This window comes from Helicobacter bizzozeronii, assembly GCF_900196775.1.
In the GTDB taxonomy this organism is placed as follows: domain Bacteria; phylum Campylobacterota; class Campylobacteria; order Campylobacterales; family Helicobacteraceae; genus Helicobacter; species Helicobacter bizzozeronii.
The window spans coordinates 1-12,899 of record NZ_FZLB01000053.1; the positions used below are offsets into that span (position 1 = coordinate 1).

Below are 12,899 nucleotides of genomic sequence, written 5' to 3' on the forward strand. Positions count from 1 at the left end.
GGGATAGTACAAATAGGGGCGTGTGGGGGTAGAGGGCTAGCAGGGCTAGGCTTAAGCGATAAGCTCTGGGGCTAGCACTTAGAGGGCTTTCAGCGAGCAATAAAAAAGCGGGGCACATTAGGGCTTGTGGGTTTTGATCGCATAGGAAGCCACGACTTTATTTTTATAGCGGATTTTAATCTCCCCTTGCTTGCCTTGTTTAACCAAGAAAAGATCTGCGCGATCGTGGATGCCATAGAATTTTAGGCGTAAAGCCATTTGATAGGAATTGACATGGATAGCCTCAATGCCCCTTGCCTTGAGGGCTGTGGCTAATTCTTTGGCAATATAGTGCGTGCTGACAAAGGGATTATACCCCCCCCATAAAAACGCGCTCTCTAAAAAAAGCGTGCCAAAAACCAAGCTATAGCGGATATAGTAATGGCTTCTAAAAATAGGCAAATGTAAGCGGATACTCGAGAGGGCTTTTTGGAGCAAAATAGGCATGCCCACCGCCCCATAGCTTAAAAATTGGGGGGGGAGTTCTTGGCGTAAAGAGAGCAACAAGGGCAGAGCAAACCCGGTTGTTGCCACGATGCCTATGAGGCTATCTTGTTTGTAGTTCTTCACCACCTGGGCGTAGAGAACATAGGGATAATAAAGACACAAACAAGGCGAATAGAGAATAAACATCACCACTAGGGTATCAATGAAAAAACCCTCTGGCATGCCCTTGATGGAGTTAAAATAGTAGAGATTGAAACTGAGAGCAATCAATAAAAGCGCGATTTTAAGGGCGTAGCGTTGTTTGAACGCATAGAGCAANNACACCATTGCGCTCCCATCAGATAGGGCAATCAGCCCCACAAGGGGGTAAAAAACCCATGTATAAAAACCCAATAACACACAAAATGAGAGGGTGAGCAAGAGGCTAACCTTGCCCAGCAAAATCGCCCCTAATTGCACGCCCGGGAGCAAAGCAAAGGTGAGAGCCACAAAGAGGGGATCATAGGGCTTTTTGAGGGGCATTTTGTGGCTGATGTGGTAAATTAAAACAATATTGAGCCCATGCAAGAACAAACCGGGCAAGCGCAACACCAAATCTTTTGGCAGGGCACACCCGATTCCCTCCACAAAGGCATGTAGGGCTTGGAACAAGAGGCGATCGGCTAAGAAATGGGGTGTGCTAAAATAAAATAGGGCTTCTTTATAGCTAATCGAGATTTCTAGGCTTTTATAGATACCCAAAGACAGAGAAACCCCCACAATCAAGGCTAGGAGAATGTAGTAAAGGGGCTTGGAAAGAGGGTTTTTAGGGAGCGTGTTGGGCGCGCTCAAAATAGCTTTTGGTGTTCCACAAGCATGCACTTATCTTCCACCACCACCACGCCTTTTGCCTCTAAGAGGGCTTTAGCCTCCGCATTTTTAATGCCTAGTTGCATCCAAAAGACAAGAGGAATGGGATCGTTTTGCAACATTTCTTTGGCGACCTCTAAAACGGCTTCTGGCTTCCTAAAAACCACCACCACAAAGATCGTCTCCCCCCTTTTGTGTTTGTCTTGCAAAGCCGCACTCAAAGTCTTATAGACCTTTTGCCCTAAAATGGGTTTGGAGTCATCGGGATAAACGGGCGTGATGTGGTAGCCTTGTTCTTGTAGATACGCCGCAACTCGGTGGCTTTCCCTAGAGGGATCGGGGCTCAAGCCCACAATAGCCAAATATTTATACTGCAAAATCAACTCCGTAGTGGAGTGATCACCATGCTCGATGTCAAAATCCATGTCTATCCTTTGCAAAAGGAGTCATTATACTCCAAGAATGTTAAATATCACTTTTTGCGCGCATAAGAGGCGATGAGCACGCCTGAAAGCACAATCAAGCCCATGCCAAGCCCCTCCCAAAAGCCCAGCCATGGATCGCCTAGCAACATCCCAAAACTCACGCTCCAAAACAAACGGCTATAGATCATGGGCGAAATCGCCCCAGCTGGAGCAATCATGTAGGCTTTGGTTAAAAAGTATTGCCCAAAAGTCCCGCTTAAACCCATCCCCATCAACACCCAAAGATCCCAATGCCACCAAGCCCCACTAAAGCGCATGGGGTGATAACCCGTAGCAAAAGGGGGGAAATCAATCCAGAGCCCTACAAAACCAATACAACTCAAGCACAAGCTAAAGATAAAAACGACAAATGCGCCGTTATAATACTCTTTGAGGCGGTATAAGCTGGTGTAGGCGATGGCGACTAAAACCCCATTGAGCACGCCAGAGGCAACTTGCACCCAAGTTAGCCCGCTGGTGTGGGGGTTAGCCACAAACACCACGCCCAAAACGCCAACCACCCCCGCCCCAATCAAGCGCAAGCTCACGGGTTCTTTAAAGATCAAAAAAGAGATCAAAATGGCATATAGGGGGGAACTTTGATTAAAAGCACTAGCCGTGCCTAAGGGCATGGTATAGACATTGTAGCACATCAAGGTCATGCCCAAAGCCCCCACCACCATGCGCCAAAATAGCAAAACCCCGCCCCCCTTTTTATAAGCCCTAAAACTAAAGGGCTTGATAAAATAGAAGAACCCCAAAAAAAGGAGCGTGAAAAAGGCGCGGTAAAAAATATTCTCTAAGGGCGAATAATAGGCACTGGCAATTTTGATCAAGGCGTTCATCGCCCCCAAACTAAAAGCACTCAAAGCCATGTAAAACAGACCCAATCTAATATTCATGTGCGCTCCAAAGACCTATGTTAGCACACCTCTTTAAATTTTTTGGAGCAACTCTAAAAGGGGGAGTTGGTTTTGCTGGGCGCAGAGTTCTTGGGCGGCTTTTTGGGTGTTGTGCTTGTAAAACTCGATGTCCTCATGGCGTAATTTATGCAGTGTGAGGGCTAAATCTTGTGGGCTACTGGTTTGGCTCACCACCCCAATTTGGTATTTTTCAATGATGGCTTGCATTTCCACATTAGGCACGGCACACAGAGCCAAACGGCTTTGGATATATTCAAAAAACTTATTAGGCATGGCGTGCTTGATATTCAGATTGACAGGCGGGCTAAAATACAGCCCGATATCAAAGGCATTGCTAAAATTAATGATCTTTTTAAACTCCACGGGGGGGATGATTTTAATGCGGGTGTGGGCGAGCTTGGTTTTGAGTTCCTCTAGGCGTGCGGGCGGGGCAACTAGCATCAAGGTTAGCCAAAAACGCCAATCGCCTAAATGATCGCTCAAATACTCCATCATGGTTTGCAACCCCTCAAAACTGCGGTTATAACTTGCCCCCCCATGGTAGATCAAGTGGATTTGATCGGGCTTGGTGGGTGTGGGCTTAAGTTCGTGGTAAAAGGGGTAGGAATAAAACACGCTACTAGAAATCCCATGCCCACTCTCATAGAGTCCTTGCACGCCTTTAGACACACTCAAAATGTGATCGCATCGGGGCATGTAGGTGTTGGTTAAACGGGTGAAAAAGGCTTTAAAGAGCCAACGCCAGCGGATATTACTACTATCTTGTGCCGGGTAATATTCCCGTGCATCTAAAATCACTTTGGCATTTTTCTTGTAAGCTAGCACAATAGGCAAGAGGACTAGATCAAAGCAAAAGATAAAATCAAAGGCATGTTCGCGCAACACTTCCACAATTTGGGCGCGGTTTTGGGTGTAAATAAGGGCGTGATCGTTTTGCAACCAAACATCGGTGTAAAGCTTGCATTCTTGTAAAAAATTGCGCTTTGGGTAGGGCGGGTAAGTGAAAATTGCCAAACCCTCTTGGGGGGGCAGGGGCGTTTTGCTAATGCCCATCACGCTAATTTGGTGGTGGGGCTTTAAGAGTTTTCTTAAGCGATAAGGGCGCGGGCTATTTAAGGGGTGGGCAGCCACTAATAAGAGCGTGCGGGGGGAATTGGGCATTGTTTTCCTTGTTTTGGGGCATTATTATACAAGAAAAGCCCATTAAGGCGGGTGTTTTTGGTGGGCTAGGTATTTGTTTAGTTAGTTGCTATACAATCCTACTTGAGAATAAAACTAAAGGATCGATCATGGGAGATTTGTTAAGCCGTAGATTACAAGCCACACCTAAGGGGATTGGGATTGTGTGCGATTGGTTTGTGCAGGAAGCGCAGAATGCCACGCTGAAAAGCACGGATGGGCGTGAGTTTATTGATTTTGCCGGCGGGATTGCGGTGTTGAATGTGGGGCATAGACACCCACGCGTGATGGAGGCGGTTAAAAAACAGCTAGAGCATTTCACACACAGTGCCTACCAAGTCAGCCCCTATGAAAGTTATGTGGCATTGGCCGAAAAGATCAATGCCTTAGCACCCATTGAGGGGGCTAAAAAGACATGCTTTTTCACCACAGGGGGGGAGGCGACCGAGAATGCGATCAAAATTGCCAAAGCCCACACCAAACGCTATGGCGTGATTGCCTTTGGGGGGTCTTTCCATGGACGCACTTCGATGGCAGTGAGCATGACCGGTAAGGTCGTGCCCTATAAAGCCGAATTAGGTGTGGGTAATCCGGGGGTTTATCATGCTTATTATCCTAATGCTTTGCATGGGGTGAGTGTGGCTGATAGCATGAAAAGTTTAGAGCACATTTGTAAAAGCTCGATTTCCCCGCTAGATGTGGCGGCTATCATTTTTGAGCCCGTGCAAGGCGAGGGGGGGTTTAACCCCGCTCCAGTGGAGTTTGTAACAGAGCTTAGAGAGTTTTGCAACACGCATGGGATTGTTTTGATCGCCGATGAGGTGCAGACTGGTTTTGCACGCACGGGGAAAACCTTTGCGATGGAGCATTTTAAGGTCAGTCCCGATCTGATTTGCATGGCTAAGAGTTTGGGCGGGGGCTTGCCCCTCTCTGGCATTGTAGGCAAAGCAGAGATCATGGACGCGCCTAGCCCGGGGGGACTAGGGGGGACTTATGCGGGTAGCCCATTAGCCACAGCTGCTGCCCTAGAGGTGCTAGAGATCATCAAAGAGGAAAAACTCAATGAAAAAGCCCAGAGCTTAGGCACACAACTCACCCAAAAGCTCCAAACTCTCCAACAAGAGATTAAAGAGATCGCCCAAGTGCGGGGGCTAGGCTCCATGGTGGCTATAGAGCTTTTTAAAGAGGGCAAGCCTAGCCCAGATTTGGCTAAGGGGGTGCAAAAAGAGGCGATGGATCAAGGGCTCTTGTTGCTCACTTGTGGGGGTTATGGGAATGTGATTCGCTTCCTCTATCCGCTCACCATCCCCCAAGAGCAATTTGATCGCGCCCTGGGGATTTTAGAACACGCCATTAAAAAGGCTACAAGATGAATTTCAAGCTCTTAGATCACCCCTCTGTGAGCCAGCAAGAAAAAGAGGGCTTTATCCCCGTAACTAACCCGGCGACTGGCAAAACCCTAGCCTTTGTGAAGGATATTAGCCAAGAGGAACTAGAGGGGCTGATTGTTCAAGCGCACACAGCCCAAAAGCTATGGGCAAGCAAGTTGGCCCTAGAGCGCGCTAATGTTTTGCTCAAGTGGTATGCTTTGGTGTTGGAGCACCAAGAGGATTTGGCGCGCATTTTGACCCAAGAGATGGGCAAACCCCTCAAAGAGGCACGGGGCGAGATTGTCTATGGGGCGAATTTCTTGCGCTGGTTTGCTGAAGAGGCAAGACGCATTGATGGGGATATTCTGCCCAGTGTGGCAAAAAATCAAAAAATCTTGGTGCTCAAGCAACCTATCGGGGTGTGTGGGGCGATCACGCCTTGGAATTTCCCCTGTGCGATGATCACCCGTAAAGTTGCACCCGCTCTAGCCTGTGGGTGCTCGATGATTGTCAAACCCGCCACCCAAACGCCCCTAAGCGCGTATGCGCTCATGGTTTTAGCCCAAAAAGCGGGCGTGCCTAGCGGGGTGCTCAGTGTGGCGAGTGGGGGGGCTGGCATGATCTCTAAGGTGCTGTGTGGGAGCGATTTGGTGCGCAAAATCAGCTTTACAGGTTCTACAGAGGTTGGGCGGCTACTCATGGCACAGAGCGCGCCTAGCATTAAAAAACTATCCTTAGAGCTGGGGGGCAATGCGCCCTTCATTGTCTTTGAGGATGCCCATTTGCAAAAGGCTGTGGAGGGGATTTTAGCCTCCAAATTCCGCAATAGCGGGCAAACTTGCGTGTGCGCTAACCGCATTTATGTGCAAAAAAGCGTTTATGACCAAGTCAGCCAGATGTTGAAAACAAAAGTCGAAAGCTTAAAACTAGGCGATGGCTTGGAAGAAAGCACCACGCAAGGTCCTTTAATCGATCTCAAGGCATTAGACAAGGTGCAAGAACACATCGTTGATGCCACCTCTAAGGGCGCACAAATTTTAAGCGGGGGCAAGCCTAGCCAGCTGGGGGGGAGCTTTTTTGAACCCACGATTTTAACCCATGTCCATCAAGAGATGTTGGTTGCCAAAGAAGAAACCTTTGGTCCCCTAGCCCCCTTGTTTAGCTTTGAGGATGAAGAGGAGGTGATTGCTAAAGCCAATGCCACAGAATACGGGCTAGCGGCGTATTTTTATACCCAAAGCCCTGCGCGCATTTTCCGTGTGGGCGAGGCTTTAGAATATGGGATTGTGGGCGTGAATACGGGGATCATCTCGACAGAAACCGCCCCCTTTGGCGGGGTCAAGCAAAGCGGACTGGGCAGAGAGGGCTCTAAATACGGCATAGAGGATTATTTGGAGCTCAAATACATGTGCGTGGATTTAGAGGAAAAGTAGTGCCACTTAGGGAGGCTAAGGAGGAGTTTTTAGCCGAACTTAGGGGACACCCCAAAACAAAAAAGCTGACTTTTTTAGAGGGGGTGGCGATGCTAGTGGGCACTAATATTGGCATTGGCATTCTCTCCATTGCCAACACCTCCAAAAATGCGGGCTTTTTGCCCTTACTCTTTTGGCTCATTGTGGCTGGGATTTTATCTACGATCACCATGCTCTACATTGCTGAGGCTAGCATGCGCACCAAAGAACCTTTGCAACTCACCGGACTATGCGTCAAATACTTAGGTAAACCGGCTAAATATGCCATGTTTATCTCGGTGGCTGTAACTGCGCTAGGGGCACTGATGGCTTATGAAAAGGCCAGCGGGCGGATTTTGCACGCATTATTGGGTTTGCCTAATCATTGGGGGAGTCTGATCTTTTTTATCCCTGCTTCTTTGGTGCTTTGGCTGGGCTTAAAGGCCATTGGGCGGGGGGAAAAGCAGATTGTAGGCGTGATGTTTGTGATTTTGTGTGTGTTGATTATCTCTACCTTTTTTAAGGATAAAACCAATTTTGGCCATCTTTTGGAATTGGGGGAAAATTATGTCCTCTCTAGCGTGCCGATTTTTAATGTTGTGGTGTTTGTCTATTCCTCGCAATACATCGTCCCAGAAATGGCGCGTGGGTTTGCCCACCAACCTAAGCTCTTGCCAAAAGCCATTGTTGTGGGCAATATTATCACTTTTGCGATGCTCACCTTGATCCCACTTTCAGCCATTAGCCTAGAGGGCTTGCAAAATGTCTCCGATGTGGTGACTCTCTCTTGGGGGAAATCCATTGGGGCATGGGCGTATTACACGGCTAATATTTTTGCACTCTGTGCGATTTTGACCTCTTATTGGGGGCTTGGGGGCATGTTTTTAACCAATATTGCTAACCACATTGGTAAAGACATTGAGCGCAATTTGCAAACCCGCTTTTGGGTCTTGTTAGCTGTGGTCTTGCCCCCCTTGATCTTGGTGTTGCTAGATGCCATTGATAGCGTGGATCAGGCGTTGTATTGGCCCGGCGTGGTGGGGGCTTTGGTGTTAAGTTTATTCCCAATTTTAATCTTGCACCGGGCACGGGATTTTAACGAACAACCAACCGGTTATATTTGTGGTAGAATGCTAACGCATAGGATCGTAAAAGCTGGCATCATCGTGGTTTATTGTGGAGCCACTTTAGGGTCCATTTTGGCGCATTATGGCATTTTGACTTTGACTTGATGAAAGGAGAACAAATGGCTTATCATGTCCAATCCCAAAATTTATGCGTAAAACCTACCCCTTATTCTAATAGGCTCTTGCAGGTTACGATCAGCAAAGAGGGTATTACGCAATTTTTAAAAGAAATTGAAGTTTATCCGGTGCAGGCTTTGGAGTATAAATCGTTTTTGCGTTTTAGAGTGGCACAGATTTTAGATCAAATCTGCGATCACCAACTCAAACCCTTTTTAGAACGCGCTTTGGGCGATCGCAATGCGGGGGCGTTGCTGGTCAATCCAGAGGGGATTAATCGCGCTGAACAGGGCGATGAGATGGTCAAAATCGCCACGGCTTTTGTGCATTTGATTGGGCGATCTAACTTCGATCAGATGACCGGGCAATATTATGCCCGCTGGGCGGTGCTCAATACGGACAATTCGGATAGCTACCTAAGAAAACCCGACAAGCCTTTAGAACTCCACAATGACGGAACTTATGTCAATGAGGTTACCGATTATGTGTTGATGTATAAGATTGATGAGCAAAACATGGAGGGTGGAGATTCGCAACTCCTGCACCTAGATGATTGGGAGGAGCTAGGCAAGTTTTACAACCACCACATGGCTAAGAGGGTTATGCGTTGGGCAGCCCCGCCTAGCAAGAATGTTACCCAAGATGTCTATCACCCGGTCTTTGAGGCTGATAGCCATGCCAAGCCGGTCATGCTCTACATCGATCAATTTGCCCAGCCCAAAGACTATGAAGAGGGGGTTTATTTGGCGGATTTGGGGGATTCGCTAGAAAACTCCAAAGCCAAGCTTTCTTTCCCTGTGCCCGTGGGGCAGTTTTTGCTGATCAACAATCTTTTTTGGTTGCATGGGCGGGATAAATTCAAACCCCATGCGGGCTTGCGCCGGGAATTGATGCGCCAAAGGGGTTATTTTTCTTTCAGCACCAACCCCTTTAGCCGCTATAAAAATTTCAAAAACTTTTAGCATGGCTGTCATCTATGATTTCATCATCATCGGAGGGGGCATTTTAGGGCACTCGGTGGCAATGCAGTTGCTCGAACAATACCCTGACTCCAAAGTCGCCCTTTTGGAAAAGGAGAACGCCAGCGCATTGCACCAAACCGGGCGCAATAGTGGGGTGATCCATGCAGGAGTCTATTACACCCCCGGCACGCTCAAGGCGCAGTTTTGCTATGAGGGCAACAAAGCGACCAAAGCCTTTTGTGAGGAACATGGGATCGTCTATAAGGAATGCGGGAAGCTATTGGTCGCTAGCGATGAGCTAGAAATGCAACACATGGAGGAGCTTTGGGAGCGCACCAAAGAAAATGGCTTGGAGAGGGTGCGTTTGGACGCTCAAGAGCTCAAAGAGAGAGAGCCCAACATTACGGGTTTGGGGGGGATTTTCTTCCCCAGTAGTGCGATTGTGAGCTACCCGGCTATTGTGCAGACCATGCGGACTTTGTTTAACAATAGAGGTGGGGAGGTCTTTTACAATGCTAAAGTGGTGGGTTTGAGCGAACATGCTAGAGGGGTGAAGATCACCACCACGCGGGGGGTGTTTGAGTGTAATTATTTGATCACCTGTGCGGGCTTACATTCTGATCGCTTAGTAAAAATGCTGGGCTTAAAGCCAGATTTTACCATCTGCCCCTTTAGGGGGGAATATTTTAAACTCACCCCCGATCGCAATGAGCTAGTCAAACACTTGATTTATCCCATACCCGATCCGAGTATGCCCTTTTTAGGCGTGCATTTGACCCCCATGGTTGGTGGGGGGATCAGCGTGGGACCTAATGCTATCTTGGCACTCAAGCGGGAGGGGTATTCTAAATTTGATGTGAGTTGGCAGGATTGTAAAGAGATGTTGGCACATAAGGGCGTGCGCCAAGTGATCAAGACCCATTTTAAGGTTGGCTTGTGCGAGTTTAAGCGTTCTTGTTGCAAGAAAAGTTACCTCTCCGTGGCACAAAAATATTGCCCGTCCTTAAGACTTGAGGACCTAGAACACCACCCCTCTGGCGTGCGCGCCCAAGCGGTGAGTGGGAGTGGGGAGCTCATTGAGGATTTCTTGTTTTACAACACGCAACGCACGATCAATGTATGCAATGCGCCTAGCCCAGCAGCCACGGCGGCTTTACCCATAGGCAAGCATGTTTTGTTACAATTAGAGGCGGTTGTTTGAGGGTTGTAAAAGTGGATGACATCAGAATCGACACTTCTTTAAAATTAGGATCGCAGTTATGGAAAAGTTTGTTAAACCGGATCATTTTTTGGTTACCAAGACCAACTTAAAGGGTGCCATCACCTACGCCAATAAGCCTTTTTTGGACATTGTCCAATGCAGCGAAAAGGAGATTTTGCACAAGCCACACAATGTTGTGCGGCATCCAGAAATGCCCAAGGTTATTTTTAGGATGCTTTGGGAGGCGATTATGGACAAAAGAGAGATTTTTGCTTACATCAAAAATAAAACCTTTGATGGGAATTTCTACTGGGTCTTTGCCAATGTAACCGCTTCTGTTGATGATGAAGATAAGCCCATTGGTTATTACTCTGTGCGGCGCGCGCCCAATAGAAAAGCCTTGGATATTATCACGCCCATTTATGCGGATTTGCTCGAGGTGGAAAAAAGGCATGGCATGCAGACAAGTAGCACGCATTTGCAAGAGGTGCTAGACAAACAGGGCTGTGGCTATGATGAATGGGTCAATAAATTGCAACGGCTATAAAGGGCACACATGTTAGGGTTGTTTGATAAAAAACAGGATATGGCGTTAAACAAGATCGAGGAATTCGTCAATGCCATTAAAGATGGGTATTTGGAAGTGCGCATTACGGGCATTGATGAGAATTGCAAATACAAAAATATCATGCATGGCTTGAATGACTTTTTAGATCAAGTGGAATCGGTTTTTAGAGAGATGAATGCTTGTGTGCAGGCAGCCAAAGATGGCAAGGATTACCGCAATATGTTTTATGGGGGTTATCGTGGGATTTTCAAACAATATGCCGAGCATGCTGAGTCCCATGTAGAGGGAATCATCGCCTCTAACAACAATGCCATTGTGTTGCAATTAGCTGATATGGATGGCGGTGCTAAGGGCATTAGAGATGTTTTGACCAAGCTTGGCACACGCATCGATCAATGTGTAGAAAATAAGGAGTTGGCGCAAAATATTGAGCAGAGCTCACTGAAAAACCAAGATGCGATCCAAAAAATCCATACCGATTTGCTCCACTTCAATGAAAATTGCACCAACATTAACGCCGTGATGGGTGAGTTGGAGAGCAGCATGGATTTTGTGATGCAAGTTACCAATGTGATTAGCGATATTGCTGATCAGACCAATTTGCTTTCCCTAAATGCTGCCATTGAGGCCGCACGCAGTGGGGAGCATGGGCGGGGCTTTGCGGTGGTGGCTGATGAGATTAGAAAATTAGCCGAGAGGGTGGCTAAGGAGGTGGGGAGCATTAAGAGTAGTTTTGGCGAATTTAAAGAGGGGATTGACAAACTAGGGCAGGAATTTACAGAAATTGCCCAACTAAGCGCGGGGATTAACACCCACTTTGAGGAATTTCTAAAGATTTTGCAGACCTTTGTAGCCGATAGCCACAAGAGCCTAGACAATAATCAGGAATTGGAAACGGGGCTTTTGAATGTGATGCGCCACATCGAATGGATCATTTTGAAAATGAATGTTTATCGGAGCGTGATCACCAATAAGCAGGTTAATATCGAGCTAGAAAAGGCTGTGAGCCAAGATGGATTATCCCTCATTAATGAGGTGCTAGAACATCTCAAGGCACACTATAATTCACACGAGGTCAATGACATGGTGGTGCGTTTGCGGAGTTTGGACTCTATGCCCGTCTCTTAAGGGTGCATTGACTTAAGATCGCTACAATCACCCCCATTTAACTTAAGGGGATGATATGAAGAAATTGGTTGCGATCGGGCTGGGGCTTGTTTTTTTGGGCTTTTTCATAGGCGGATTAGCCTTTGAGCGTTTCATCTTGGGCAAACACGCATCCAAAAAGGATAAAACCCAAATCACCCTAGAAATCCAAACCACCCAAGAGGTTACACCCAAAACCTACACCACACACCTTGTTTTTAGCAGTGCAAATGCCTTGTTGAGCGCACCGGTTCTAAGCTCCCAACAAGAGGAAAGTATCAAAGAGGGCTTTTTAGAGATCAATAAACTTGTTAAAAATTCTAACCTATGCCATGCGACCAGTTACAGCCTCAAACCCAATTACACCTTTGATAAGGACAATAGGCAAGTTTTGACTGGCTATAAACTTTATGCGGATATGGGCTGTAGCTTCAAAGCCTCCGAGTTGTCCGAATATGAAACCTTGCGTGATAAAATTGCACAAGTGGCGGCTAAGAGCACGCTTTTTGTGCTCAACACCCCAGCCCTACACTTCAAAACAGAGGATTTAGACTGGGCTTCTTTGCAAGGTGCCTTGGTGCAAAAGGCTCAAGAACAAGCTAATTTTTGGCAAAAAAAGCTTAACAAGCAATGCCATATCCAGCACCTCGATCTCTACGGCAATAACCCCACCACACGCTTAAGCACCCTGCCCGCTCAAAACAAAGAACACTTTTCTAGTAAGTTGGAATTATCCTTAATGGCACGCCTAATGTTGGAGTGTGTTTAAAGAAAGTCTAGCACCACGCTGGGACTTCTAAACTTGGAGTCTGTGGCGTGGTTGCTCAGGCAAGACTAAAACTAATCTTGTTTGCGGAAGATGAATTTATCGATCTTAAAGAAAATGATGGCTCCGATGGTCTGCCCTAAGAAAAGATTGAGCCAAAGGGGGGTGTGCATCCACTCAAACAAGAGCATGAAGGGCAACATGACCACAGCAGAGAGCATCCAGCGGAGCCAGTAAATCACAAAGAGTCTGCTTTTATACTCCACAAGGAGTTTTTTTAAAAATTCCAT

Annotated in this window: 12 protein-coding genes; 8 read left to right on the forward strand and 4 right to left on the reverse strand. The window is 47.2% G+C overall.

Going from position 1 to position 12,899, the window contains the following annotated elements; all coding sequences use genetic code 11:
- Window positions 1-1,313: 1,313 nt before the first annotated feature.
- From C5684_RS06505 to C5684_RS06515, 3 genes are read right to left on the reverse strand one after another with little or no spacing between them, the layout of a single operon-like run.
- Complete coding sequence (locus tag C5684_RS06505) at window positions 1,314-1,760, reverse strand: CoA-binding protein (RefSeq protein WP_013890642.1); 447 nt, start codon at window positions 1,758-1,760, stop codon at window positions 1,314-1,316.
- 47 nt (window positions 1,761-1,807) lie between these two features.
- Window positions 1,808-2,701, reverse strand: a complete 894-nt coding sequence (locus tag C5684_RS06510; protein WP_104639798.1) for a DMT family transporter — start codon at window positions 2,699-2,701, stop codon at window positions 1,808-1,810.
- A gap of 33 nt (window positions 2,702-2,734) precedes the next feature.
- The gene (locus C5684_RS06515; RefSeq protein WP_104639799.1) at window positions 2,735-3,883 is read right to left on the reverse strand and encodes a glycosyltransferase family protein; all 1,149 of its coding nucleotides are present in this window, start codon (window positions 3,881-3,883) and stop codon (window positions 2,735-2,737) included.
- 128 nt (window positions 3,884-4,011) lie between these two features.
- Here C5684_RS06515 and gabT point away from each other — a divergent pair, with 128 nt between their 5' ends.
- Genes gabT through C5684_RS06555 form a run of 8 tightly spaced genes read left to right on the forward strand, consistent with a single transcriptional unit; the run spans window position 4,012 to window position 12,612 of the window.
- Complete coding sequence (gene gabT, locus C5684_RS06520) at window positions 4,012-5,274, forward strand: 4-aminobutyrate--2-oxoglutarate transaminase (protein ID WP_104639811.1); 1,263 nt, start codon at window positions 4,012-4,014, stop codon at window positions 5,272-5,274.
- A complete protein-coding gene (locus C5684_RS06525) occupies window positions 5,271-6,704 on the forward strand; it encodes an NAD-dependent succinate-semialdehyde dehydrogenase (RefSeq protein ID WP_104639800.1) in 1,434 nt (477 codons plus the stop codon). The genes gabT and C5684_RS06525 overlap by 4 nt, the downstream gene beginning before the upstream one ends.
- Window positions 6,704-7,954, forward strand: coding sequence for an aromatic amino acid transport family protein (locus C5684_RS06530; RefSeq protein ID WP_104639801.1), 1,251 nt, complete (start codon window positions 6,704-6,706; stop codon window positions 7,952-7,954). The genes C5684_RS06525 and C5684_RS06530 overlap by 1 nt, the downstream gene beginning before the upstream one ends.
- Before the next feature lie 14 nt (window positions 7,955-7,968).
- On the forward strand, window positions 7,969-8,928 hold the full coding sequence (gene glaH, locus C5684_RS06535; RefSeq protein ID WP_104629387.1) for a glutarate dioxygenase GlaH: 960 nt from the start codon (window positions 7,969-7,971) through the stop codon (window positions 8,926-8,928).
- A 1-nt stretch (window position 8,929) separates the two neighbouring features.
- Window positions 8,930-10,129 (forward strand): L-2-hydroxyglutarate oxidase, encoded by a 1,200-nt coding sequence (lhgO, locus tag C5684_RS06540; protein ID WP_104639802.1) that lies wholly within the window; start codon window positions 8,930-8,932, stop codon window positions 10,127-10,129.
- A 58-nt stretch (window positions 10,130-10,187) separates the two neighbouring features.
- Complete coding sequence (locus C5684_RS06545; RefSeq protein ID WP_013890634.1) at window positions 10,188-10,676, forward strand: PAS domain-containing protein; 489 nt, start codon at window positions 10,188-10,190, stop codon at window positions 10,674-10,676.
- Between the two features lie 9 nt (window positions 10,677-10,685).
- Window positions 10,686-11,825 carry a methyl-accepting chemotaxis protein gene (locus C5684_RS06550; protein WP_104639803.1) on the forward strand — a complete coding sequence of 380 codons (1,140 nt, stop codon included), beginning with the start codon at window positions 10,686-10,688 and terminating at the stop codon, window positions 11,823-11,825.
- A gap of 55 nt (window positions 11,826-11,880) precedes the next feature.
- Window positions 11,881-12,612: a hypothetical protein gene (locus C5684_RS06555; RefSeq protein WP_104639804.1), complete on the forward strand. Its 732-nt coding sequence runs from the start codon at window positions 11,881-11,883 to the stop codon at window positions 12,610-12,612.
- Between the two features lie 71 nt (window positions 12,613-12,683).
- Here the strand turns inward: C5684_RS06555 and C5684_RS06560 are convergent, their stop codons facing one another.
- Complete coding sequence (locus tag C5684_RS06560; RefSeq protein ID WP_104629391.1) at window positions 12,684-12,899, reverse strand: hypothetical protein; 216 nt, start codon at window positions 12,897-12,899, stop codon at window positions 12,684-12,686.

Bases quoted from the DNA above. Each gene is read 5' to 3' on its own strand.
- C5684_RS06505 (WP_013890642.1), bottom strand. From the start codon at position 1,760: ATGGATTTTGACATCGAGCATGGTGATCACTCCACTACGGAGTTGATT.
- C5684_RS06510 (WP_104639798.1), bottom strand. From the start codon at position 2,701: ATGAATATTAGATTGGGTCTGTTTTACATGGCTTTGAGTGCTTTTAGT.
- C5684_RS06515 (WP_104639799.1), bottom strand. From the start codon at position 3,883: ATGCCCAATTCCCCCCGCACGCTCTTATTAGTGGCTGCCCACCCCTTA.
- gabT (WP_104639811.1), top strand. From the start codon at position 4,012: ATGGGAGATTTGTTAAGCCGTAGATTACAAGCCACACCTAAGGGGATT.
- C5684_RS06525 (WP_104639800.1), top strand. From the start codon at position 5,271: ATGAATTTCAAGCTCTTAGATCACCCCTCTGTGAGCCAGCAAGAAAAA.
- glaH (WP_104629387.1), top strand. From the start codon at position 7,969: ATGGCTTATCATGTCCAATCCCAAAATTTATGCGTAAAACCTACCCCT.
- lhgO (WP_104639802.1), top strand. From the start codon at position 8,930: ATGGCTGTCATCTATGATTTCATCATCATCGGAGGGGGCATTTTAGGG.
- C5684_RS06545 (WP_013890634.1), top strand. From the start codon at position 10,188: ATGGAAAAGTTTGTTAAACCGGATCATTTTTTGGTTACCAAGACCAAC.
- C5684_RS06550 (WP_104639803.1), top strand. From the start codon at position 10,686: ATGTTAGGGTTGTTTGATAAAAAACAGGATATGGCGTTAAACAAGATC.
- C5684_RS06555 (WP_104639804.1), top strand. From the start codon at position 11,881: ATGAAGAAATTGGTTGCGATCGGGCTGGGGCTTGTTTTTTTGGGCTTT.
- C5684_RS06560 (WP_104629391.1), bottom strand. From the start codon at position 12,899: ATGGAATTTTTAAAAAAACTCCTTGTGGAGTATAAAAGCAGACTCTTT.